The organism is Pseudomonas sp. FW300-N1A1 (assembly GCF_058789115.1).
The window spans coordinates 19,238-42,358 of sequence record NZ_JBYTBK010000009.1 but is presented as its reverse complement, the minus strand read 5'-3'; the positions used below and the strand labels follow the sequence as shown (position 1 = coordinate 42,358).

Annotated in this window: 26 protein-coding genes and 1 tRNA gene; 15 read left to right on the top strand and 12 right to left on the bottom strand. The window is 60.5% G+C overall.

Features of this window, described 5'->3' with window-relative positions; translation table 11 throughout:
- Window positions 1-353: 353 nt before the first annotated feature.
- Window positions 354-794 carry a hypothetical protein gene (locus AC3WQN_RS08965; RefSeq protein WP_103399746.1) on the bottom strand — a complete coding sequence of 147 codons (441 nt, stop codon included), beginning with the start codon at window positions 792-794 and terminating at the stop codon, window positions 354-356.
- On the opposite strand from AC3WQN_RS08965, the gene AC3WQN_RS08960 reads away from it, so the two are divergent.
- Window positions 793-1,248 carry a tRNA (cytidine(34)-2'-O)-methyltransferase gene (locus AC3WQN_RS08960; RefSeq protein WP_032862277.1) on the top strand — a complete coding sequence of 152 codons (456 nt, stop codon included), beginning with the start codon at window positions 793-795 and terminating at the stop codon, window positions 1,246-1,248. The genes AC3WQN_RS08965 and AC3WQN_RS08960 overlap by 2 nt on opposite strands.
- 101 nt (window positions 1,249-1,349) lie before the next feature.
- Here AC3WQN_RS08960 and secB read toward each other — a convergent pair whose 3' ends face one another.
- The 3 genes from secB to AC3WQN_RS08945 are packed head-to-tail and all read right to left on the bottom strand — an operon-like array spanning window position 1,350 to window position 2,558.
- Window positions 1,350-1,832, bottom strand: a complete 483-nt coding sequence (gene secB, locus AC3WQN_RS08955) for a protein-export chaperone SecB (protein ID WP_095144584.1) — start codon at window positions 1,830-1,832, stop codon at window positions 1,350-1,352.
- 56 nt (window positions 1,833-1,888) lie between these two features.
- Window positions 1,889-2,143 carry a glutaredoxin 3 gene (grxC, locus tag AC3WQN_RS08950; protein ID WP_095148220.1) on the bottom strand — a complete coding sequence of 85 codons (255 nt, stop codon included), beginning with the start codon at window positions 2,141-2,143 and terminating at the stop codon, window positions 1,889-1,891.
- A gap of 1 nt (window position 2,144) precedes the next feature.
- Window positions 2,145-2,558 carry a rhodanese-like domain-containing protein gene (locus tag AC3WQN_RS08945; protein WP_095144583.1) on the bottom strand — a complete coding sequence of 138 codons (414 nt, stop codon included), beginning with the start codon at window positions 2,556-2,558 and terminating at the stop codon, window positions 2,145-2,147.
- A 154-nt stretch (window positions 2,559-2,712) separates the two neighbouring features.
- Between AC3WQN_RS08945 and gpmI the strand changes: the two genes are divergently transcribed.
- From gpmI to AC3WQN_RS08920, 5 genes are all read left to right on the top strand, one after another.
- The gene (gene gpmI / locus AC3WQN_RS08940) at window positions 2,713-4,242 is read left to right on the top strand and encodes a 2,3-bisphosphoglycerate-independent phosphoglycerate mutase (protein ID WP_103399745.1); all 1,530 of its coding nucleotides are present in this window, start codon (window positions 2,713-2,715) and stop codon (window positions 4,240-4,242) included.
- Between the two features lie 139 nt (window positions 4,243-4,381).
- Window positions 4,382-5,668: a murein hydrolase activator EnvC family protein gene (locus AC3WQN_RS08935; RefSeq protein WP_103399744.1), complete on the top strand. Its 1,287-nt coding sequence runs from the start codon at window positions 4,382-4,384 to the stop codon at window positions 5,666-5,668.
- A 31-nt stretch (window positions 5,669-5,699) separates the two neighbouring features.
- The gene (locus AC3WQN_RS08930; protein ID WP_095144580.1) at window positions 5,700-7,007 is read left to right on the top strand and encodes a S41 family peptidase; all 1,308 of its coding nucleotides are present in this window, start codon (window positions 5,700-5,702) and stop codon (window positions 7,005-7,007) included.
- A gap of 1 nt (window position 7,008) precedes the next feature.
- Window positions 7,009-7,806, top strand: coding sequence for a divergent polysaccharide deacetylase family protein (locus tag AC3WQN_RS08925; RefSeq protein ID WP_103399743.1), 798 nt, complete (start codon window positions 7,009-7,011; stop codon window positions 7,804-7,806).
- Window positions 7,807-7,910: 104 nt separating this feature from the next.
- A complete protein-coding gene (locus AC3WQN_RS08920) occupies window positions 7,911-9,158 on the top strand; it encodes a trypsin-like serine peptidase (RefSeq protein ID WP_103399742.1) in 1,248 nt (415 codons plus the stop codon).
- Here AC3WQN_RS08920 and AC3WQN_RS08915 read toward each other — a convergent pair.
- The 6 genes from AC3WQN_RS08915 to hisB form a co-directional block, all read right to left on the bottom strand.
- Window positions 9,139-9,894: a substrate-binding periplasmic protein gene (locus AC3WQN_RS08915; protein WP_103399741.1), complete on the bottom strand. Its 756-nt coding sequence runs from the start codon at window positions 9,892-9,894 to the stop codon at window positions 9,139-9,141. The genes AC3WQN_RS08920 and AC3WQN_RS08915 overlap by 20 nt on opposite strands.
- A gap of 66 nt (window positions 9,895-9,960) precedes the next feature.
- The gene (gene hisF / locus AC3WQN_RS08910) at window positions 9,961-10,731 is read right to left on the bottom strand and encodes an imidazole glycerol phosphate synthase subunit HisF (RefSeq protein ID WP_103399740.1); all 771 of its coding nucleotides are present in this window, start codon (window positions 10,729-10,731) and stop codon (window positions 9,961-9,963) included.
- A 9-nt stretch (window positions 10,732-10,740) separates the two neighbouring features.
- The gene (hisA, locus tag AC3WQN_RS08905; protein WP_054595157.1) at window positions 10,741-11,478 is read right to left on the bottom strand and encodes a 1-(5-phosphoribosyl)-5-[(5-phosphoribosylamino)methylideneamino]imidazole-4-carboxamide isomerase; all 738 of its coding nucleotides are present in this window, start codon (window positions 11,476-11,478) and stop codon (window positions 10,741-10,743) included.
- Window positions 11,479-11,520: 42 nt separating this feature from the next.
- Complete coding sequence (locus tag AC3WQN_RS08900; RefSeq protein WP_007989200.1) at window positions 11,521-11,778, bottom strand: DUF2164 domain-containing protein; 258 nt, start codon at window positions 11,776-11,778, stop codon at window positions 11,521-11,523.
- Window positions 11,779-12,417, bottom strand: coding sequence for an imidazole glycerol phosphate synthase subunit HisH (gene hisH, locus AC3WQN_RS08895; protein ID WP_095077942.1), 639 nt, complete (start codon window positions 12,415-12,417; stop codon window positions 11,779-11,781). It abuts the gene before it with no gap.
- Window positions 12,417-13,010: an imidazoleglycerol-phosphate dehydratase HisB gene (gene hisB, locus AC3WQN_RS08890; RefSeq protein WP_095077941.1), complete on the bottom strand. Its 594-nt coding sequence runs from the start codon at window positions 13,008-13,010 to the stop codon at window positions 12,417-12,419. The genes hisH and hisB overlap by 1 nt, the downstream gene beginning before the upstream one ends.
- 395 nt (window positions 13,011-13,405) lie before the next feature.
- On the opposite strand from hisB, the gene AC3WQN_RS08885 reads away from it, so the two are divergent.
- The 5 genes from AC3WQN_RS08885 (at window position 13,406) to AC3WQN_RS08865 (ending at window position 17,626) form a co-directional block, all read left to right on the top strand.
- Window positions 13,406-13,804 carry an acetyl-CoA sensor PanZ family protein gene (locus AC3WQN_RS08885; protein WP_103399739.1) on the top strand — a complete coding sequence of 133 codons (399 nt, stop codon included), beginning with the start codon at window positions 13,406-13,408 and terminating at the stop codon, window positions 13,802-13,804.
- Window positions 13,805-13,888: 84 nt separating this feature from the next.
- The gene (locus AC3WQN_RS08880) at window positions 13,889-16,114 is read left to right on the top strand and encodes an AsmA family protein (RefSeq protein WP_103399738.1); all 2,226 of its coding nucleotides are present in this window, start codon (window positions 13,889-13,891) and stop codon (window positions 16,112-16,114) included.
- On the top strand, window positions 16,111-17,178 hold the full coding sequence (mutY, locus tag AC3WQN_RS08875; protein ID WP_103399737.1) for an A/G-specific adenine glycosylase: 1,068 nt from the start codon (window positions 16,111-16,113) through the stop codon (window positions 17,176-17,178). The genes AC3WQN_RS08880 and mutY overlap by 4 nt, the downstream gene beginning before the upstream one ends.
- Window positions 17,175-17,447 carry an oxidative damage protection protein gene (locus AC3WQN_RS08870; RefSeq protein ID WP_095077937.1) on the top strand — a complete coding sequence of 91 codons (273 nt, stop codon included), beginning with the start codon at window positions 17,175-17,177 and terminating at the stop codon, window positions 17,445-17,447. The genes mutY and AC3WQN_RS08870 overlap by 4 nt, the downstream gene beginning before the upstream one ends.
- Window positions 17,448-17,550: 103 nt before the next feature.
- Window positions 17,551-17,626: transfer RNA gene (locus AC3WQN_RS08865), tRNA-Phe, on the top strand.
- A 105-nt stretch (window positions 17,627-17,731) separates the two neighbouring features.
- On the opposite strand, the gene AC3WQN_RS08860 is transcribed toward AC3WQN_RS08865, so the two are convergent.
- A complete protein-coding gene (locus AC3WQN_RS08860; protein ID WP_103399736.1) occupies window positions 17,732-18,184 on the bottom strand; it encodes a hypothetical protein in 453 nt (150 codons plus the stop codon).
- A 261-nt stretch (window positions 18,185-18,445) separates the two neighbouring features.
- Between AC3WQN_RS08860 and AC3WQN_RS08855 the strand changes: the two genes are divergently transcribed.
- The 4 genes from AC3WQN_RS08855 (at window position 18,446) to AC3WQN_RS08840 (ending at window position 21,457) form a co-directional block, all read left to right on the top strand.
- Window positions 18,446-19,498, top strand: a complete 1,053-nt coding sequence (locus AC3WQN_RS08855; RefSeq protein WP_103399735.1) for a PDDEXK nuclease domain-containing protein — start codon at window positions 18,446-18,448, stop codon at window positions 19,496-19,498.
- Window positions 19,499-19,569: 71 nt separating this feature from the next.
- Window positions 19,570-20,544: an alpha/beta hydrolase family protein gene (locus AC3WQN_RS08850; protein WP_103399734.1), complete on the top strand. Its 975-nt coding sequence runs from the start codon at window positions 19,570-19,572 to the stop codon at window positions 20,542-20,544.
- A gap of 38 nt (window positions 20,545-20,582) precedes the next feature.
- Window positions 20,583-20,999: a hypothetical protein gene (locus tag AC3WQN_RS08845; RefSeq protein ID WP_103399733.1), complete on the top strand. Its 417-nt coding sequence runs from the start codon at window positions 20,583-20,585 to the stop codon at window positions 20,997-20,999.
- A gap of 5 nt (window positions 21,000-21,004) precedes the next feature.
- The gene (locus AC3WQN_RS08840; protein ID WP_095148209.1) at window positions 21,005-21,457 is read left to right on the top strand and encodes a hypothetical protein; all 453 of its coding nucleotides are present in this window, start codon (window positions 21,005-21,007) and stop codon (window positions 21,455-21,457) included.
- 74 nt (window positions 21,458-21,531) lie between these two features.
- On the opposite strand, the gene gabP is transcribed toward AC3WQN_RS08840, so the two are convergent.
- Window positions 21,532-22,923: a GABA permease gene (gene gabP, locus AC3WQN_RS08835; protein WP_103399732.1), complete on the bottom strand. Its 1,392-nt coding sequence runs from the start codon at window positions 22,921-22,923 to the stop codon at window positions 21,532-21,534.
- Between the last annotated feature and the right edge of the window lie 198 nt (window positions 22,924-23,121).

Genomic DNA, 23,121 nt, shown 5'->3' with positions numbered 1-23,121 from the left:
GCGGGCTTGCCCGCGATGCTTTTGTGGCCCCCGTGCACCGACTGAATGCAGCGTGAACCGCGATCGCGCACTGCACAGCCCGCTTCATTGCGACTTCGCCACCACCGAAAAACCATCGATAAAATCACCAGAGCCCGTAATGACGGGGCTTTCGCCTGTGCACCCGTTCTTTTATTGCAGCTTGTTAAAACCTGGCACGCCCCCTGCAATAGCTCAGTCACTACCCGGTTTCGGGGACCTTGGTACAGGCAGGCCGGGGATTCCCCTCTTTACACCCGGGGCTCATCACGCAGACCGCGACGAGCCCCTGCCGCTTTGGGGTCCTTGGTACAGGCAGGCCGGGGATTCCCTCTTTATTGCTCCTGGAGATGAATCTCCAATCGCCAGCGATCGTCCACCTCGCTGCCGGCCCAGTCGCCCTTCAATGGCCGGGCCGCCACCAGTGTCAGCAACAGCCCCTTGTCACTTACCCGTACCCGCCAGTTCACGTCCTTGCCATTGAGCCTGAGCTGGCCTTTCTGCGCCTTGCCCTCGGCCTCGAACAGCAGCGCGACGCTACCGTCGATCAACTCGCCGTGCGTCCCGGGTTCGTTGTTGAACCACACCACCAGGCCATCGCCCGTCACCTCGACCTGCTGCAGTTCGGTCGGTTCAGGGCTGGTCAGGCGACCAACCATCAAGCCCACCATCAGGCCGACAATCGCCAGCGAGGCCATTACCCGTGGGAATAGCTTCGGTCGCGAGTCCACTTCAGGCGTAGAATGCTGCCCATCTTTACCTGCGGAGCCGTGCATGTTTCACGTCATCCTTTTTCAACCGGAAATTCCACCGAACACCGGCAACGTTATCAGGCTGTGCGCCAACAGTGGCTGCCACCTGCATTTGATCGAGCCGCTGGGCTTCGAGATGGATGACAAGCGCCTGCGCCGGGCCGGCCTCGATTACCACGAGTATGCCACCCTGCAGCGCCACGCCGACCTCGCCAGCTGTCTGGAAAGTCTCGGCCACCCACGCCTGTTTGCCTTCACCACCAAGGGCTCGCGGCCGTTCCATGACGCCAGCTTCGCCGAGGGTGATGCGTTCCTGTTTGGACCGGAGAGCCGTGGCTTGCCGGCCGAGGTACTGGACGCCCTGCCAGACGGCCAGCGCCTGCGCCTGCCCATGCGCGAAGGCTGCCGTAGCCTGAACCTGTCCAACACCGTCGCGGTTGCCGTGTACGAGGGCTGGCGTCAGCTGGGCTTCAAGTAACACCCGGCGGATCGCTCCCAGGCTCTGCGTGGGAACGAGCAATGGCAGACCCATGAAAAAAGCGCCTGTCACGGCGCTTTTTTCGTTACGGCATCGAATGCTTATTGAACGGTCTGTGTGCCGTCCTGCTGCATACGCTGCAGTTCTTGCGCGTACAGCGCATCGAAGTTCACCGGAGCCAGCATCAGTGCCGGGAACGAGCCACGGGTAACCAGGCTGTCCAGGGTTTCACGGGCGTAAGGGAACAGGATGTTCGGGCAGAAAGCACCCAGGGTGTGGCTCATCGACGCCGGGTCGAGGTTCTTGATCAGGAAGATACCGGCCTGCTGGACTTCAGCGATGAACGCCACTTCGTCACCGTTTTTCACGGTAACCGACAGGGTCAGCACGACTTCGTGGAAGTCTTCTTCCAGAGCCTTCTGGCGGGTATTGAGGTCCAGACCGACACTCGGCTCCCACTGCTGGCGGAAGATCGCCGGGCTTTTCGGGGCTTCGAAGGACAGGTCACGAACGTAAATGCGCTGCAGGGAGAATTGCGGTGCAGTTTCTTCTTCGTTGGCAGCAGTGTTCTGTTGGTCAGTCATCGCAGATCCTTCTTGATCTTGGGTCTTTTAGGTTTGCTTGTTCTTGAACGGAGCAGTCAGGCCTTGAGCAGCGCGTCGAGCTTGCCGGCGCGGTCCAGGGCAAACAGATCATCACAACCACCCACATGAGTGCCGCCGATCCAGATCTGCGGCACGGACGTACGTCCGGCCTTGCTGGCCATATCGGCACGCACCTGCGGTTTGCCATCGACCTTGATCTCTTCGAAGGCTACGCCCTTGTTCTCAAGCAGGTACTTGGCTCGCGAGCAGTAGGGGCAGTAATCGCTGGAATAGACGACGACGTTCGACATATCACTTCACCAGCGGCAGGTTGTCGGCTTTCCAGCTGGAGATCCCACCGGACAGCTTGGCGGCGGTGAAGCCGGATTTCATCAGTTCGCGAGCGTGGGTACCGGCGGTCTGGCCCATGGCGTCGACCAGGATGATGGTCTTGGCCTTGTGCTTTTCCAGTTCGCCCACGCGAGCAACCAGTTTGTCGTGAGGAATGTTCAGCGCGCCAACAATGTGCCCGGCGGCGAAATCCTTGCTCGAACGAATGTCGATCACCACGCCTGTGTCTTTGTTGACCAGCCCGGTCAGTTCGCCAGTGCTCAGGCTGCGGCCGCCGCCTTTCATCTCGTGGGCGATCAGCAACGCCAGCAGAACGGCGAAGATGCCGACAAGCAGATAGTGGGTAGTGGCAAATGCAATCAGGTGATCAACCATCGAAGGAGGTTCCAGGGCGTTAAAATGTCGGCCAGTATACACAGCCACTATGGTGGGCCAAACCCCGTCCGGCGGTGACGGCACCGGAACTTCGCTTTAAACTGCCACTCCCTTTTCCATCGCCCCTTTTTTAACTCAGCCACGAGTGGAATCTATGCCTACCACGCCTAAACCTTTGGTCCTGATGATTCTCGATGGCTTCGGTCACAGTGAGAGCCAGGAGTCCAACGCCATCTTCGCGGCCAGGAAGCCGGTCCTCGACCGTTTGTACGCCACTGTACCGAATGGCCTGATCTCGGGCTCGGGCATGGACGTCGGCCTACCGGACGGGCAAATGGGCAACTCGGAAGTCGGCCACATGAACCTCGGCGCCGGCCGCGTGGTGTACCAGGACTTCACCCGCGTGACCAAAGCCATCCGCGACGGCGAGTTCTTCGAGAACCCAACCATCTGCGCAGCCGTGGACAAGGCCGTTGCCGCCGGCAAGGCCGTGCACTTCATGGGCCTGCTGTCCGATGGTGGCGTTCACAGCCACCAGGACCACCTGATTGCCATGGCCGAGCTGGCCTTCAAGCGCGGCGCCGAGAAGATCTACCTGCACGCCTTCCTCGATGGCCGTGATACGCCGCCGAAAAGCGCCCAATCGTCGATCGAACTGCTGGACGAAGCCTTCAGGACCCTCGGCAAGGGCCGCATCGCCAGCCTGGTGGGTCGCTACTTCGCCATGGACCGCGACAACCGCTGGGATCGCGTCTCCCAGGCCTACAACCTGATCGTCGACGGCAAGGGTGAGTTCAACGCCGCCACCGCCCAGGAAGGCCTGCAAGCCGCCTACGAGCGTGGCGAAAGCGACGAATTCGTCAAGGCCACCACTATTGGCGAGCCGGTGAAAGTCGAAGACGGCGACGCCGTGGTGTTCATGAACTTCCGCGCAGACCGCGCCCGCGAACTGACCCGCGTGTTCGTCGAAGACGGGTTCAAGGAATTCGAACGTGCCCGCCAGCCAAAACTGGCCGGTTTTGTCATGCTGACCCAATACGCCGCCAGCATCCCGGCACCGTCGGCCTTTGCCCCGGGCAGCCTGGAAAACGTACTGGGCGACTACCTGGCGAAGAACGGCAAGACCCAGCTGCGCATTGCCGAAACCGAGAAATACGCCCACGTGACCTTCTTCTTCTCCGGCGGTCGTGAAGAACCGTTCCCGGGCGAAGAGCGCATCCTGATCCCTTCGCCGCAAGTCGCGACCTATGACCTGCAGCCTGAGATGAGTGCACCTGAAGTCACCGACAAGATCGTCGATGCCATCGAACACCAGCGTTACGACGTGATCGTGGTCAACTACGCCAACGGCGACATGGTCGGCCACAGCGGCGTGTTCGAGGCTGCGGTCAAAGCCGTTGAATGCCTGGACCTGTGCGTGGGTCGCATTGTCGAAGCACTGGAAAAAGTCGGCGGCGAAGCGCTGATCACGGCCGACCATGGCAACGTCGAGCAGATGTCCGACGAGTCCACCGGCCAGGCCCACACGGCCCACACCACCGAGCCTGTGCCGTTCATCTATTTCGGCAAGCGCGACCTCAAGGTCCGCGAAGGCGGCGTACTGGCCGACGTGGCTCCGACCATGCTCAAGCTGCTGGGATTGGAAAAGCCTGCCGAGATGACCGGCACCTCGATCCTGGTTTAACGCTCAAAACGCTTCAATAAAGGGCCATAATCCGCTTTTTATGACGAACGCCTCAAAGCAGTTGGCCTTGAGGCGTTTTTTTTGCGGTTCATGGCGGGCATACTAGGCTGTCTTTTTTCCCCCGGTGTCGCCCGCCTCTATGCTACGCGTCCTGATTGCCCTCGCCCTGACCTGCCTGCTCCAACCGGCTTTTGCTGACGAGCGCGCGCAAACCCAACAACAGTTGGACGCTACGCGTCAGGACATTGCCGAGCTGAAAAAACTGCTGGGCAAGCTGCAGGAAGAAAAGTCCGGCGTGCAGAAAGACCTCAAGGGCACCGAGACCGAGATGGGCAAGCTCGAGAAGCAGGTCGATGCCCTGCAAAAAGAGATGAAAAAGAGCGAATCCGAGCTGCAGCGACTCGATACCGAGAAAAAAAAACTCCAGAGCGCGCGCACTGAACAGCAACAACTGATTGCCACCCAGGCTCGCGCGGCCTACCAGAACGGCCGCCAGGAGTATCTCAAGCTGCTACTCAACCAGCAGAACCCCGAGAAATTCGCGCGCACCCTCACCTATTACGACTACCTGAGCCAGGCCCGCCTGGAACAGCTGAAGAACTTCAACGAAACCCTGCGCCAACTGGCCAACGTCGAGCAGGATATTGCCCTGCAACAAGCCCAGTTGCTGGTACAGAAAAGCAGCCTCGACAGCCAGCGCGACGATCTCGAGAAAGTCCGCAAGGAGCGCCAGCAAGTCCTGGCCAAGCTCAACAGCGACGTGAAAGCCCGCGACCAGAAGCTGCAAGCCCGCGAGCAGGACCAGGCCGACCTGTCCAAAGTACTCAAAACCATCGAGGAAACCCTGGCGCGCCAGGCCCGGGAGGCGGAAGAATCGCGGCAAAAAGCGCTGATCGCCCAGCAGGAAGCTGAAAAAAAGCGTTTACGTGAGGCTCAGGCGGACGCCACTGATGCCCCACGCAAACCCGCCCGCTCGACGCCCGGCGCACTGGTTTCAAGCTCTGGTGAAACCTTTGGTGGTCCTTTTGGGTCAACCCGGGGAAAACTTCCCTGGCCAGTTGATGGTCGATTGCTGGCACGTTTCGGCGAAAGTCGCGGCGACGATGCCCGGGCCAAGTGGGATGGCGTGATGATCAGCGCTTCGGCCGGCAGCCAGGTCCATGCTGTCCACGGTGGTCGCGTGGTGTTTGCCGACTGGTTGCGTGGCGCGGGCCTGTTGGTCATTCTCGACCACGGCAACGGTTATTTGAGTTTGTACGGCCACAATCAGACCCTGCTGAAATCGGCGGGCGATGTGGTCAAGGCTGGCGAGTCCATCTCCACTGTCGGTAACAGTGGCGGCCAGGATACGCCCGCGCTGTATTTTGCCATTCGCCAGCAGGGTCACCCGAGTGATCCAGCGCAGTGGTGCCGTGCGCAAGGATAAGCGCACCCTCTCATTCAGGAGTTCGTTCGACATGCTGCATCTGTCCCGCCTTACCTCGCTGGCCCTGACGATCGCCCTGGTGATCGGTGCGCCTCTGGCGTTTGCCGCTGAACCTGCCTCGTCGGCCTCGGCCGCGACGACCAAGGCGCCATTGCCGCTGGACGAACTGCGTACCTTCGCCGAGGTAATGGACCGGATCAAGGCGGCCTATGTCGAACCGGTCGACGACAAGACGCTGCTGGAGAACGCCATCAAGGGCATGCTCGGCAACCTCGACCCGCACTCGGCTTACCTGGGGCCGGAAGACTTCGCCGACCTGCAGGAAAGCACCAGTGGCGAGTTCGGCGGCCTGGGCATCGAAATCGGCGCTGAAGACGGCTTCATCAAGGTCGTATCGCCCATCGACGACACCCCGGCTTCCAAGGCCGGCATCCAGGCCGGCGACTTCATCGTCAAGATCAACGGCCAGCCCACTCGCGGCCAGAGCATGACCGAAGCCGTGGACAAGATGCGCGGCAAGATCGGCGAGAAGATCACCCTGACCCTGGTGCGCGACGGCGGCACGCCGTTTGACGTCACCCTGACCCGCGCGACCATCCAGGTCAAAAGCGTGAAGGCCCAGTTGCTGGAGTCGGGCTACGGCTACATCCGCATCACCCAGTTCCAGGTCAAGACCGGCGAAGAGGTCTCTCAGGCCCTGGCCAAGCTACGCAAGGAAAACGGCAAGAAGCTCAAAGGCATTGTGCTCGACCTGCGTAACAACCCGGGCGGCGTGCTGCAATCGGCGGTGGAGGTGGTCGACCACTTCATCACCAAAGGCCTGATCGTCTACACCAAGGGTCGTATCGCCAACTCCGAACTGCGCTTCTCGGCCACGGGCAAGGATGAAAGCGAAGCCGTACCGTTGGTCGTGCTGATCAACGGCGGCAGCGCCTCGGCCTCGGAAATTGTCGCCGGTGCCCTGCAGGATCAAAAACGCGCGGTCGTGATGGGCACCACCAGCTTTGGTAAAGGCTCGGTGCAAACCGTACTGCCACTGAACAATGACCGTGCACTGAAGATCACCACCGCGCTGTACTTCACCCCGAACGGGCGCTCGATCCAGGCCCAGGGCATTGTCCCGGACATCGAAGTACGCAAAGCCAAGATCACCAGCGAGCAAGACGGCGAGTACTTCAAGGAAGCCGACCTGCAAGGTCACCTGGGCAATGGCAACGGCGGCGCCGACAAGCCAAGCCGTACGGGCGCCAAGGCCAAGCCGATGCCGCAGGATGACGACTACCAACTGGCCCAGGCGCTGAGCCTGCTCAAAGGCCTGAGCATCACCCGCAGTCGCTAAGATGCGCTGGCGGTTATGGCTGGGGCTGTTGTGCTGCCTGGCGAGCGCTGTTCATGCAGCGCCCGCCCTGCCCGGCTCGACACCGCACAAGGCTTACCTGAGCCTGATCATCGATGACCTGGGGCAGAACCTGCCCCGTGATCGTCGCGTGCTGGCGCTACCCGGCCCGGTGACCACCGCCATCATGCCCGACACACCCCACGCCGCCGAATTTGCCCGGGAAGCCCACCGCGCCGGTAAAATCGTCATCCTGCACATGCCCATGGACCCGGCCACCGGCCCGTTCGCCTGGCACCCCGAGCTGTCCGTGGAAGAACTTGAGAATCGCCTGAACGCGGCGTTCAAGGCCGTGCCTTACACCGCCGGCATCAACAACCACATGGGCAGCCGCATGACCGCCCAGCGACCGGCCATGACCTGGTTGATGGCCGAGTTGCAGCAGCGGCACAAATTCTTTGTGGACAGCCGTACCAGCGCGCAAACCGTGGCGGCTGCCGAGGCACAGAAGATCGGGTTGGCCAGCGTGTCGCGGGATGTGTTCCTGGATGACGAACCCACTGAAGCCGCGATTTTTACCCAGCTACAGACCGCTATCAGCCTGGCGCGCAAGCAAGGTTCTGCAGTGATGATCGGGCATCCGTATCCGCAGACATTGGCGGTGCTTGAACGTGAATTGCCCAAGCTCAAGGCTCAGGGCATTGACTGGATTGATATCAGGCAGATGATCAGCGTGCGCGGCAATCGTGCAACGGCAGCGCACGGCAAGGATGGCCAGTACCGCCTCCCGAACGCCCGGTAATTCCTCGCAGCCCACTCCATTTCGCGATAACTATTTATACCTGCCGGTACACCGCCGAGTGCCACGATAGTGCTCACCCTGAATTTCATCACCAAGGAATGGACATGAAATACCTCAGCTTCCTTTGCTTCGCAGGCCTGATTGGCCTGCTGGCTATTTCCGCAGTGCAGGCCCGCGACCTGGGCGAAGGCGCCGTCAACGATTCACCGTCAAGAGCCCTGCAAAACAGTGAGCATTTTTATGAAATCTGGAGCGGTGTGGGACGACTCAGTCTCCAATCGGGCGAGACCTGCAGCGCCGTTCTACTGGATACGCGAAACAGGCAAGGCCGAGCCACCGGCCCTGCTTACCTGCTCACCAGCGGTCATTGCGTGCTCTTTCAGTACGGTTCGGCGCGGACCCATCTGCCTTTGAAAGCCAGCGTCACCTTCCACTACTTTCATGACACGCCACAGCGTAAGCGCCGATACGCCATCCGGACCGCCCGATGGAGCAGTCTGGTCGGGACAGATCTTGCAGTACTCGAGGTCGACGCGACATTGGCGTCGCTGATACAGGCCGGGGTCAACCCGCTCAAGCTGGCATCCCATCAATCCTACGAAAGCCATGATGAGCTCAATGTCGGCGCACCTGTCGGCTTTGCCGAACAGGGGCTTCGATTGAGTGCTTGCACTGAACAAACTGCTGGAACCTTCATCGATTACCCCGGGGTTTTCCCTTTGGCCATGAGAAATCGTTGCGACCTTCGCGCCGGCAGTTCCGGCAGCCCGATGCTGAACCGTAGCACCAACGAAATCACCGGCATCGTCAGCAAGGTCATCACTTCCCGCATGGCTCCATCGTCACCGGGCTGCGAGAACTCAACTTCCTGCGAGGCCGCCCGATTCAACTACAGCTACTCTGCCAACTTCCTGCACAGCTGTTTTATTGATGGCGTCTTCACCAGCAATGGGCCGGACTGTTCGCTGGAGCCGGTCGACCTGATCGTAACGGCGCCCTGGAATTTCCAGTCATACGTTCATAGATCGCAACGTGAGGATGGACAGATCGTGCTGCCTACCTGGGAATTCGGGTTCTCACTCGAGACGCCCTTCTATCGCTACAAAGCGGTCCGGAACGCCAGAGATTGCAAGATCCCCGATAATTACAGCGCCGCAATCGACACTACAGACGCCTATATCAATACTGAAATCGGTCCAGCAATCGGTGCCTGGTCGCTCTGCATCATCGGTGTTGAAAACCGGCAACAGAACCTGACCAGGGCAACATTGAACAACGTATTCATGCAGGGCGCATACCTGAGCGCGACACTGGGGAGTGTCGAGGCAATTGCTACAGATAGCGCGCCATGATGTCGTCCACCCCACCTTCCTTGCGCAGCTCATCCAGCGCAGCCTGAAGCCTGGCGACCACCTCGTCTGGCACGTCCTTGTTCAGCGCCAGGTACAGCTCGGCACTGTTGAACCGCAGCACGGTCTTGAGGCCGGTCACGCCTTCCTGACGCGCCAGGTAGCGCCCGGCGGGGTCGCCAGTGGCCCACAGATCGATCTGGCCGTTGACCAGCTTCTTCGCATTGTCCTGATCGCGCAGCACCACGATCGGTGCCATGCCTTGCTTGGACAGGGTTTCGGCAATCGCATCGCCCTTGTAGGCGCCTATCTTGTATTTGCGCGCCTGCTCCAAAGACTCCAGAACGATCTTGCTGTCAGCCTTGGCCAGCATGATCCAGTCGTCCGGCCCCAGCGGGCCAACCCATTTGAAGAGTTTCTCGCGGTCCGGCAGACGCGCCATGACGAACACGCCATAGCCAGGTTTCTCGAGGGCGAGCTTGTAGATGCGCTCCCAGGGGAAACGCAGTGTCAGACTGTAGGTGACGTTGGCGCGCTTGCAGATCTCGCGGACGATATCCACGGCGATGCCATTGATATTCTCGTCCTGAGCGAAGTTCTTGCCGTTTTTCGCCATGTTGTAAGGCGGGAAGTTTTCCGTCAGCAACACCAGGTCGGGGTTGGTTTTTTCTGCCGCCTGTACAGCAGTGGCAAGCAGTAACGAAGCACTGGCGAGAACGAAGAGCAAGCGTCTGAGCATGTCGGGCTACCGGAATCCATGGCGTGCCCAAGCTTGCCTTGAGCCCGCCATGCTGTCCACCGGCCTTTACCGAACGACGATGCCGCGTGCCGCCATATAAGCCTTGGCTTCCGGGACAGTGTATTCGCCGAAGTGGAAAATACTCGCTGCCAATACCGCGCTGGCATGGCCTTCGATGATCCCGTCGGCCAGGTGTTGCAGGTTGCCGACGCCGCCGGAGGCGATCACCGGGATGCCCAGGGCATCACTGATGGCGCGGGTCACGCCCAGGTCGAAGCCGTTTTTCATGCCGTCCTGATCCATGCTGGTCAGCAGGATTTCGCCGGCACCCAGCCCTTCCATTTTCTTCGCCCACTCCACCGCATCCAGCCCGGTAGGTTTGCGACCACCATGGGTGAAGATCTCCCAGCGCGGGGTTTCGCCCGGCAGTGAAACCTTCTTGGCGTCGATGGCAACGACGATGCACTGCGAGCCGAAATGCTGCGCGGCCTCACCGACGAACTCAGGGTTGAACACGGCGGCGGTGTTGATCGAGACCTTGTCCGCGCCGGCATTGAGCAGGTTGCGGATGTCTTGCACCGTGCGCACGCCACCGCCCACGGTCAACGGGATGAACACCTGGCTGGCCATGCGCTCAACGGTATGCAACGTGGTGTCGCGGCCATCGACGCTGGCGGTGATGTCGAGAAAAGTAATTTCGTCGGCACCTTGCTCGTCGTAGCGACGGGCAATTTCCACCGGGTCGCCGGCGTCACGGATGTTTTCGAACTTCACGCCTTTGACGACCCGGCCGTTGTCCACGTCCAGGCAAGGGATGATGCGTTTGGCCAGCGCCATGGTGAGTCCTCAGCCTTTGTACGAATCGCAGAAAGCTTGCGCTTCGGCGACATCGAGGGTGCCTTCATAAATCGCCCGGCCCGTGATAGCGCCGATGATCCCCGGCGCCTTGGCGTCGAGCAGCGACTTGATGTCACCCAGGTTGTGGATACCGCCGGACGCAATCACTGGAATCCGTGTCGCCGCGGCCAGTGCTGCCGTGTACGACACGTTGCAGCCTTGCATCATGCCGTCTTTGGCGATGTCGGTGTAAACGATCGCGGACACGCCGTCGGCTTCGAACTGCTTGGCCAGGTCGATCACCTGCACGGTACTGATTTCAGCCCAGCCATCGGTGGCGACGAAGCCGTCCTTGGCATCCAGGCCGACGATTACCTTGCCCGGGAACGCACGGCAGGCTTCGGCGACAAAGGCCGGATCTTTGACCGCCTTGGTGCCAATGATCACGTAGCTCACGCCGGCCTTGACGTAGTGCTCGATGGTTTCCAGCGAGCGAATGCCGCCGCCGATCTGGATCGGCAGGTTCGGGTAGCGCTTGGCAATGGCGGTGACGACTTCGCCGTTGACTGGCTGACCTTCAAAGGCGCCGTTCAGGTCGACCAGATGCAGACGACGGCAACCGCCCTCCACCCACTTGGCAGCCATGCTCACCGGGTCATCGGAGAACACCGTGGAATCTTCCATGCGGCCCTGGCGCAGACGAACACAGGCACCGTCTTTGAGATCGATAGCGGGAATAATCAGCATCTGGCAAACCTTCAAAATTGAATGTTCAGCTTGGCTCGGAAATCAGTTTTTCTCGAGCGCCCACAGGTCGCTTTCGATGCTTTCAAACCTCTCTTTGAGGTGTGCCTGCACATCGAAAATCGCCCTGTTGTAATAGTGCGGAGCAATTTCGCGGGTAAACAACTCAAGAATCTCGGCCGCCTCGAAGGAGCCCAGGTCGAGCTCAAAGCGATCTTCCATGAAACGCTTGATCTTGCGATTGGCCTCGCTCTCCTGCTCGGGGGTGAGTGTCAGGATCGGCGGCTTCTTCTTGACTGCCATTTACCAGCGTCCGTCCCACGCCGCGAAGTTCTGCAGCAGTTGCAGGCCATGGGTATGGCTCTTCTCCGGGTGGAACTGCACGGCAAAACGCGAGCCTTCGGCCAGCGCGGCAGCGAAGTCGACACCGTAGTGACCGCCACCCACCACCTGGCGCGGATTACCGGCGGCGATGTAGTAGCTGTGCACAAAGTAGAAGCGCGCCAGGTCCGAAATGTTGTGCCACAGCGGGTGATCCACCGTCTGCTTCACTTCGTTCCAGCCCATGTGAGGGACTTTGAGGTGTTCGCCGTCCTCGATCAGGCCTTTGCCGAAGAACTTCACCTGGCCCGGGAACAGACCGATGCAGTCGACGCCGTCGTTCTCTTCACTGTGCTCAAGCAAGGCTTGCATGCCCACGCAGATGCCGAGGAACGGACGGTCCTGGCTGACTTCACGCACCAGCGAGTCGAAGCCCAGGCGACGGATCTCCGCCATGCAATCGCGAATCGCGCCGACACCGGGGAAAACCACCCGGTCGGCTTCGCGAATCACATTGGCATCGCTGGTGATCAGCACCTTGCCGGCCCCTACATGCTCGAGGGCCTTGGCCACCGAGTGCAGGTTGCCCATGCCGTAATCGATAACCGCGACCGTCTGCATTACAGAACGCCCTTGGTCGACGGCATTTGCCCGGCCATGCGGTCATCCAGCTCAACGGCCATGCGCAATGCACGGCCAAAGGCCTTGAACACGGTTTCGATCTGGTGGTGGGTGTTGTGCCCACGCAGATTGTCGATGTGCAAGGTCACGTTGGCGTGGTTGACGAAGCCCTGGAAGAATTCCTGGAACAAATCGACGTCGAAGCCGCCGACTGTCGCGCGGGTATAGGGAACATGCATCTGCAGGCCTGGACGGCCGGAGAAGTCGATCACCACGCGCGACAGCGCTTCATCGAGCGGCACGTAGGCATGACCGTAGCGACGGATGCCTTTTTTGTCGCCAATGGCTTTGGTGAAGGCCTGACCCAGGGTGATACCGACATCTTCCACCGTATGGTGGTCGTCGATATGCAGGTCGCCCTTGCTCTCGATATCCAGGTCGATCAACCCGTGACGGGCGATCTGGTCCAGCATGTGCTCAAGGAAGGGAACACCGATATTAAATCGGGCCTTTCCGGTGCCATCCAGGTTGATCGAGGCTTTGATCTGGGTTTCCAGAGTGTCGCGCTCGACAGACGCCTTACGTTCGGCCATCACCAGCTCCGCAAAATCATTGGGCGAAAAAGGCAGCCATTATAGGCACGCGAGCGGCAAACAGAAACACGCGAGGTGATATCCCTGACGGGCTGAACCCAATGCCTGCGGGGATATACATGTCAGTACAAGCGCTGGGATCTCTCCCACAGAGTCAGGCGACCTTTCAGTCACGACCTCGTTGCACGCAGGCATGGCCGTTTTGTTGAGTGAAGCCCCACTGGGGGCGACAATGGGTCGCAGAGGGACGGACGAACGGGCAGAGGTTACCATTTGCCCGCAACAGAAAAGCCAGACTGATACCGCCCTTATGGGCCATCTGTCCCGATTGCACGGCAAGCACCCTGCCACCCGCCGGCCGCACGACCCGGTGCGCTCTTTCAAAGGAAACCCTCATGCCCATTGTCGTTGAATCATTGCGCGACCCCAGCTATCAGGATCAGCAGGATCTACAGAAGATTTACCAGGATGCACCGCATTGGCTGTTCGCACCGTTCGACGGTGCCGCGCAACTGATCGAGGACAGCCTGCTTGATGGCGCCCTGATCGCCGGCCGCTTCAATGACCGGTTGCTCGGTGCGGCACGCCTGGAACGGCACTCGAACACCTGGCAACTGTCTCAATTGTGCGTGCGAAAAGTCACCCGCCGCCGTGGTGTGGCTGAACGATTGGTGTGCGAAGCCCAAGCAATGGCTGAACGGGCCGGGGCAGAGCTGCACTTGCTGGCCCCTGCCGGGCACCTTGAAGCCCAGGCGCTGGCCGCCAAACTCAAGCTGCCGCTGGACCCGATCTAAACGCGATCGCTGACCAGTCGTCAGTTTCCGGGCGCTATACTCCCCGGCTAAATTTCGAATTTGACTCTCTACAAGGACTCGCCCATGAAAGCGTTCGGCAAAATCCTGGGTCTGGTACTTCTCGGGCTGTTGCTGATCATTGTGGCCCTGGGCTTTGCCCTGACCCACTTCTTCGATCCCAACGACTACAAAGAAGAGATACGCCAGATTGCCCGCGACAAGGCCCACATCGAGCTGACGCTCAATGGCGATATCGGCTGGAGCCTGTTCCCCTGGCTCGGCCTTGAATTGCACGAAGCCAGCGTTGCCACCCTGGCCAACCCCGCAGCTCCCTTCGCCGACCTGCAAATGCTCGGCCTGTCGGTGCGGGTCCTGCCGCTGCTGCGCCGCGAAGTGCAGATGAGCGATGTCCGCGTCGAAGGCCTGAACCTGCGCCTCAATCGCGACAAGGACGGCCACGGCAACTGGGAAGACATAGGCAAGCCCGTGCCTGTGGCCGGCAAATCCGACGTGCCGGCGGCCAGCAGCGAGCCGGTCAGCCAAACCCCGGCCGCCGTGGAAAAACCCGCCCAACCGATGCGCCTCGACATCGACAGCCTGACCGTGAACAACGCCCGGGTCGAATACTCCGATGAGCGCACCGGCAAGCAGTTCAGCGCCGAAAGCATCCAGTTGAGCACCGGCCCAGTGCACGATGCGACCAACATCAAGGTCAAGCTGACTGCCTTTCTGGCCAGCAACCAGCCGGTTCTGCGGGTCCGTACCGAACTCAACGGCGAACTGCGCTTCGAACGCGCCCTGCAGCGCTACAAATTCGAAGACATGAAGCTGACGGGCGAACTCACTGGCGAGCCTCTGCAAGGCAAGACCGTGACCTTTGGCGCACAAGGCCAATTACTCCTGGATAAAGCGGCCAACGTCGCCGAATGGACCGGCATCAAGCTGTCCGCCAACCAACTGCGCGCCTTGGGTGAGCTGAAGGTCAACGACCTGGACAAGACACCGCAAATCAGCGGCGGCCTGTCGATTGCCCAGTTCGACCTGGCAAAATTCATCGACAGCATCGGGCAAAAACTCCCGGCCATGGCCGAAGGCAGCCTGAGCAAAGTCGAACTGGTCAGCCGCCTGGCGGGCACGCCGACCAGCGTGTCGCTGGACAACATCAACCTGAAACTCGATGACAGCACTTTCAGCGGCCGCATTGCCGTAGAGGATTTCGCCAGGCAAGCGCTGCGCGTGCAGCTCAAGGGCGATACCTTCAATGCCGATCGCTACCTGCCGCCAAAATCCGCCGAAGCCAACAGTGCGGCCGTGGCACGCAAGTCGGAAGTCAGCAGCACCGAAGCTGACGCCATGGCCGGCGCGGGCAACACGTCACTGCCCAATGCCCCCACCAAAGGTGCCTGGAGCAACGACAAGCTGATTCCGGCGGAACGCCTGAGCAAGCTGGACCTGGACGCCGACCTGACCTTTGGCCAACTGACCCTCGACAAGCTGCCGATCCAGAATGCCGCACTGAAAGCCAGCGGCCAGGGTGGCCTGCTGACCCTGCAGAACCTGAGCGGCGAGCTGTACAACGGCACATTCAACGCCAAGGGCACCCTCGACGTACGTCAAGCTGTGCCCGCGCTGAGCATGCAAATGGCAATCAGTCGGGTACCCGCGGAAAAAATCCTCGAAAGCCAGGGCAAGAACCCGCCGGTCAAAGGCCTGGTCACACTCAACAGCAACCTGACCGCGAACGGCAACAGCCAGAAAGCCCTTATCGACAGCCTCAACGGCACGGCCGGCTTTGTGATCAACGACGGCGTACTACTCAACGCCAACCTTGAACAGCAGTTGTGCAAAGGCATCGCCACGCTGAACCGCAAAACCCTCAGCGGCGAACCGCGAGGCAAGGACACTCCCTTCCAGGAGCTCAAGGGCAACCTGACCCTGCGCAATGGCGTGGCCAGCAACCCGGACCTGAAAGTGCGCATCCCGGGCATGACCGTCAACGGTAACGGCGACATCGACCTGCGCGTGCTGGGCATGGATTATCGCGTGGGCATCATCGTCGAAGGCGACAAGAGCGACATGCCGGACCCGGCCTGCCAGGTCAGCGAAAAATTCGCCGGCATCGAATGGCCGCTACGCTGCCGTGGCCCGCTGGAACTCGGGGCCAAGGCTTGCCGCCTGGACAACGAGCGCCTCGGCCAGGTCGCCAGCAAACTGGCCGGCAACAAGCTCAGTGACAAAATCGATGAGAAGCTTGGCGACAAAGTCAGCCCGGAACTGAAAGACGCACTCAAGGGGCTGTTCAAGCGATGAGAGCCGAGCAGTTTTCAACCGCGGTACTGGATTGGTACGACCGCCACGGACGCCACGACTTGCCCTGGCAACAGGGCATCACCCCGTATCGGGTGTGGGTTTCGGAAATCATGTTGCAACAGACCCAGGTCAGCACGGTGCTGAACTACTTCGACCGCTTCATGGCCTCGCTGCCCACGGTCGAAGCCCTGGCGACCGCACCGGAAGACGAAGTGCTGCACCTGTGGACCGGGCTGGGTTACTACACCCGCGCCCGCAACCTGCAAAAGACCGCGAAAATCGTGGTGGCCGAGTACGCTGGCGAGTTTCCACGCGACGTGGAGAAACTCACCGACCTGCCCGGCATCGGCCTGTCCACTGCCGGCGCCATCGCCAGCCTGAGCATGGGCCTGCGCGCACCAATCCTCGACGGCAACGTCAAGCGGGTGCTGGCACGCTTTACCGCGCAAGAGGGCTACCCGGGCGAACCCAAGGTCGCCAAACAGCTGTGGGCCACCGCAGAGCGCTTTACCCCCCAGACCCGCGTCAACGCCTACACCCAGGCGATGATGGACATGGGCGCTACCCTCTGCACCCGCAGCAAGCCAAGTTGCATGCTGTGCCCGCTGGAAAAGGGCTGCGAGGCGCACATGCTCGGCCTGGAGACACGCTACCCGATCCCCAAACCGCGCAAGAGCGTGCCACAGAAGCGCACGCTGATGCCGCTGCTGGCCAACCGCGACGGCGCCATCCTGCTTTACCGTCGCCCTTCCACGGGCTTGTGGGGCGGCTTGTGGAGCCTGCCGGAGCTCGATGACCTCGACGACCTGGAACATCTGGCCCTGCAACACTCGCTGGAACTGGGCCAGCACACCGAACTGCCCAGCCTGGTCCACACCTTCAGCCATTTCCAGCTGGCCATCGAACCCTGGCTGGTCCAGGTCCAGGAGACCGGCCATCACGTGGCCGAGGCCGACTGGCTCTGGTATAACCTCGCCACCCCGCCGCGCCTGGGCCTTGCCGCCCCGGTGAAAAAACTGCTCAAGCGCGCGGCCGACGTATTGAACGCAGGAGAGTCGTCATGACCCGCACCATCATGTGCCGCAAGTACAAAGAAGAATTGCCCGCCCTGGAGCGCGCTCCATTCCCGGGCGCCAAGGGTCAGGACATTTTTGACCACGTCTCGGCCAAGGCCTGGGCCGACTGGCAAAAACACCAGACCCTGCTGATCAACGAAAAACGCCTGAACATGATGAACGCCGAAGACCGTAAATATCTTCAGGGCGAAATGGACAAGTTCTTCTGCGGCGAGGATTACGCCAAGGCCGAAGGCTACGTTCCACCTGCGCAATAATCCCGTAAAAGCGGGGGTTGGATCGTAAGCGACGGTAATAATTAAATTTTTTTTGAAAACTTGCTTGACGACCCCCTGAAAAACCAGTTTAATGCGCCCCGTTGCCCAGATAGCTCAGTCGGTAGAGCAGGGGATTGAAAATCCCCGTGTCGGCGGTTCGATTCCGTCTCTGGGCACCAAATACCGAAAACCCTGAATCGCAAGATTCAGGGTTTTTTTATGCCCGCGATTTAATCAACCTCACCTCCGCGCGCGCGCACCCGATCCTCGATGACCCTCAATCGCTACTGAGCGTCATCCCAGTGGAAGACCAGATTGCGTGCAGCACCACCCGTGCCAATGTCCGCAACATCTCGCCGTTCCTGGCCATTACGCGAGGCGATGACCGAGTACTTGCCCGCAGGCAGTTTCACGTAAACCAGGGGACCTGCCTCGTTCAGAGTCAGTACGGTCTGCCCTGGGGCTTTTTGAATAAGCACATCGACGTCAGCCGTGTATTCATTCTGCGCACCGACGGCGAATGTCATGTGCAGGTTATAGCCCTGCGTTTGCTGAATGCTTTTGGACTCGTCCAGGCCGATACCGCCCGACAGGTAGGTAATCCCGTTTTGCTGTTGTGGCTGGATTTGCACGCCAGCGCTGTCTATCGGTTCAAGACTGGTGGCCTGCACCACGACGGGAAACAACAGCAAGCCGACAGCAACGAGGGGCAACATGAATGAATGAGCGTACTTCATGATGACAACTCCCGGGCTCTGCAGAACCCAATCGTTACTTTTCTTAGATTTCCTGTCGCAGCGTCGCGTTTTAGATCAATTCGTACTTGGACTCACCACGAAATGGACTACAGGTGATATTGCCTCGGCACAAGGCGCCGTCAGCCCGGTCCCGCCAATCCGATAGCCACTTCCTGCCGACTGACCAGCCGCGCCCGGCATCATCGACCACCCAATTCCTGAGACCCTCCCCTGCCTGCTCTTTCAGCCGCGGAAGTACTCATGAGCGAAATCAAATCCGACTCTCAAGACCCACAGCTCGCCTCGCTGCTGGGCCATCTTGGCGAACTGATCCGCCAGGCCCGTCAGAAGGTGCTGCGCGCGGTCGATACCGCACAAGTGCAAACCTGCTGGCAGATCGGGCGACATATCGTGGAGTTCGAGCAGGAAGGCGCCCGGAGGGCGGTATATGGCAAACAACTGTTAGCGACGCTGGCGAAAGTGCTGACGGCGGAGTTCGGGAAAGGCTTTGATAGCTCGAACCTTCGCTACATGCGCCTGTTCTACCAGGCATTCCCAAAGTGTGACGCACTGCGTCACGAATTGAGTTGGACTCACTACCGGGCATTGTTGCGCATCGAAAACGACCACGCCCGCCACTGGTACATGAACGAATCGGCCACCCAGAACTGGTCAACCCGCGCCCTGGAGCGCCAGATCAACACGCTCTACTACGAACGCCTGCTGGCAAGCCGCGACCGCTCTGCCGTGGAACAAGAGGCTGCCACCCAAACCCAACAGTTGATGACCACCCCGCGGAACTTCATCCGCGACCCTGTGGTACTGGAGTTTCTTGGCCTGCCCAATGCCGGCTCGGTTCTGGAAACAGATCTTGAGCAAGCCCTGATCAATCAGCTTCAAGGCTTCCTGCTCGAACTGGGCAAGGGTTTCGCCTTCATCGCCCGCCAACAACGCATCAGTACCGAGAGCAAAGACTTCTACATCGATCTGGTGTTCTACAACTACCTGCTCAAGTGCTTTGTCATCTTCGACCTGAAGCGAGGTGAGTTGACCCACCAGGATGTAGGGCAGATGGACATGTACGTGCGCATGTACGACGACCTCAAGCGTGGAGCGGAGGACGGGCCTACCGTCGGCATTATTCTCTGCGCACGGAAAGATGAATCAGTCGTGCGTTATTCGGTGCTACAAGGCAACGAACAACTGTTCGCCAGCAAGTACAAACTGGTGCTACCCAGCGAGGAAGAACTGCGGGCGGAGCTGGATCGGGAACGGATCGCACTCGAGGAGCGGTTACTCGACCGAAAGCCCTGAAAGACGCAGGTGATTGTTCACAGCCCATGGGAAGACTATCGTTGGCAGCTACCCGCAAAGGTCCGAAGCCAATGAATGTGCAGGACACCCCCTCACGGGCACCGACTCAAATCGAGTTACCGATGCCGGCGGCGCCTCTCAAGGAGCCGTTCAAGGAACCCGCCGCCGACGGCTTCCCCATTGGCGGTTTCACCTGGCGCCACGCCGCTGCGGACGCCTCCAGGGCGGTCGTCATCATCAATGCCGCCACCTCCGTGCGATGCCGCCACTACTCGCGCTTTGCCGACTACCTGTTCGCCAATGGCTTCGACGTCATCACCTATGACTACCGAGGCATCGGCGAGTCTCGGCCGGCTTCGCTCAAAGGGTTGCAAGCGAGCTGGAGCGATTGGGGCGCCCTGGACTTTGAAGCCATGCTCAAGCGTGCCCAGCGCGAATTCCCCGGCCAACCCATCGACGTGGTCGGTCACAGCTTCGGAGGCTGTGGGGCGGGCCTGGCGGACTCAGGGCACGTGATCCGCCGCCTGGTGACCGTCGGCGCGCAATTCGCCTACTGGCGCGACTACGCACCCGCCCATCGCTGGCGCATGCTTGCCAAGTGGCACGTACTGATGCCACTGATCACGCTGCTGTGGGGTTATTTCCCCGGCAAGCGCCTGGGCTGGCTGGAAGATACGCCCGCCGGCGTGGTCCGTGACTGGAGCCTGTCCACCGCCCGCTACGAGAAGCGCTCCAGCGGCCGCGTGATCCACGCCAGGACCGGACAGCTACCCTTCGCTGCCGTGACCGCGCAAACCCTGGCCATCAGCCTCAGCGACGATCCCTACGGTACAATCCCGGCCATCGAACGCCTGCTGGGCTACTTCACCAGCAGTACCAACACCCACCTGCGAATCGCACCCGAAGACATCGGCGAGCAAGAAGTCGGACATTTCGCCTTTTTTCGCAGCCCATACCAAGCCACACTATGGCCCATTGCATTGTCCTGGCTGCAACACGGCGAACTGGCCCCCGATCATCCCGGGCGGCGAGTGCCACGCAGCTGATCGACCTGCGCCCTCTCACGACACACGGAACGACGCCCATGGCCTCCGCCAACAAGCAGCACAAACGCGCCTCCCGCGCCAAAGCCAAGGCCAAGCACAACCGCGTCCAACGGGCCGCCGCGCCAGTGGAGCTGGACCCGAACGACGATCGCATCGACTTCGAGTCGGTGGACCTGACCGAACTGTTCAAGAAAATGATCGACGCCGAGAAAACCAGCCAACAGGCGATGTGCGCGGCCTTCCTCGAAGACCCGCTGCTGGAGCTGGTGTACGAGCAGGAAGGCGAAGAAGGCTCGATGGACTTCATCCTCGCGGCCCTGATCGAATATCGCCAATGGTCCACCGAGACCGACGAGGCCGGCGCCCTGGCCTGGATCGAATCGCCAGCCTTCCAGGCTGACTACGTGGCGGCGTCCGACGCCATCGCGGCTCAAACTCAACACAAAGCGAACTGAATCACATGGCATCCCCGAACAAGCAGCAAAAACGCGCCAAGCGCGCCAAGGCCAAGGCCAAGCAAATCCGCATGGTCGGCAGAAAGCCTCTGGCACTGGACGACGAGCCGGGCCACCTGGCCGAGCCGATCCCCGAGTACACCCTGGCAATGTTCAGCAAGATGCATGACGCGGAAGCCACCAGCCGCAACGACATGCTGCTGATCCTGCTGTCGGAGCTGAGCGGAATCATCAATGACCATCCAGAACTGCTGGACATGGAGAACGCCGAGAACGAAGCCATGGCCGCCACTCACCTGGCCGCCGACATGCTGATCGACTACCGCATGTGGGCCGACGGCATGGACCGCGAAACCGCCCAGGCCTGGCTCACCGAGCCGCAGTTCATCAGCGACTTCGGTCAGGCGCTGGACAGCTACCGCGAGTCGCTGGACGAACCGGACGAAAAGACCGAGTAACGCCCCTGCGCCACGAAAACAAAAACGGCCGCTTGTCATCCCTGACAGCGGCCGTTTTCGTTACGCGGATCGAATCAATTCAGTACCAGCGCACCAAGCTTTTCGCGTTGGCGACGACGTGACACCAACAGGCCAGCCGCAACCACCAGCAAGCTGAGCAAGCCGGTCGCCAGGATCTCCATACGATGGGCTTCCTGGAACAGCATGATGGTCAGCACGCCGATGATGAACAGGATCACCGCGTACGTCAGGCCAGGGAACAGCCACATGCGATAGGTGATGGTTTCACCTGCCGCCACGCGCTTGTGGCGCATGCGCAGTTGCGAGAACGCGATCACCAGGTACACCAGCAATGCGATAGCACCGGAACTCGCCAGCAGGAACTGGAACACCGCCGCCGGCGCCACATAGTTGGCGAACACCGCCAGGAAAGCTGCGGCAGTGGACATAATCACCGCCCAGTAAGGCGTACCCGCACGGTTGGTGCGCTTGGCAGCCGCGGGCGCATCACCGCGCTTGCCCAGGGAGAAGAGCATGCGCGAAGCGGTGTACAGCGCCGAGTTCAGGCAGCTGGTCACGGCAATCAGGACCACCAGGTCAACGATCAGCTTGGCGTTCGGGATACCCATGCGGTCCAGCACGGTCTGGTAGGAACCGACCTGCGCCAGGCTCGGATCATTCCATGGCACCAGGGCGACAACAATGAAGATCGACACCAGGTAGAACAAACCGATCCGCCAGATCACCGAGTTGGTGGCCTTGGAAATCTGCTGGCCCGGGTTCTTCGACTCTGCCGCGGCAATGGTCACGATTTCAGTGCCCATGAACGAGAACATGGTGGTCAACATCGCAGCCAACACCGCGCCCATGCCGTTAGGCAGGAAACCCTGGGTGTCGAACAGGTGCGAAACACCGCTGACCTGGCTGTTGGGCAGGAAACCGAAGATCGCCAGGATGCCGAGGATCACAAAACCGATGATCGCCACGACCTTGATCAAGGCGAACCAGAACTCGAACTCGCCGTAGTGCTTCACGCTGAACAGGTTGGTTGCGGTCAGCAACAAGGTGATGACCAGCGTGAACACCCAGATCGCCACATCGGGGAACCAGGCATTGAGGATGGTCGCGGCGGCGTTGGCCTCCAGCGGAATCACCAGTACCCAGAACCACCAGTACAGCCAGCCGATGGTGAAGCCGGCCCAGTGGCCGATTGCCCGGTCGGCATACGTGGAGAACGACCCGGTGTCGGGAGAGGCGACGGCCATTTCGGCCAGCATGCGCATCACCAGCACCACCAGCGTACCGGCGGCGGCATAGGCCAGCAGCACGGCGGGGCCGGCTTCGGCGATGGCGTGACCGGAACCGACAAACAGCCCGGCACCGATCACCCCGGCGATCGACAGCATGGTCACATGCCGCGGTTTGAGCCCCTGTTCGAGGTCATTGGAGGATTGCGTACTGCTCATTGAAACTACCTTTACGAGGAAAGCGTGGGTACACCCTGCCCCGGGATTGCTTTTCGTAAAAAGAATCCAACAGAGCGTTCCTTATTCTGCACGCAATAATTGCGCCAAAATATTACAGGCCTCCGGTTTACGCGGCCTGCACAACGACCCACCCGCACTCGCAACCCATTGATGTTAATGGCATTTCGCCAGAGCGTT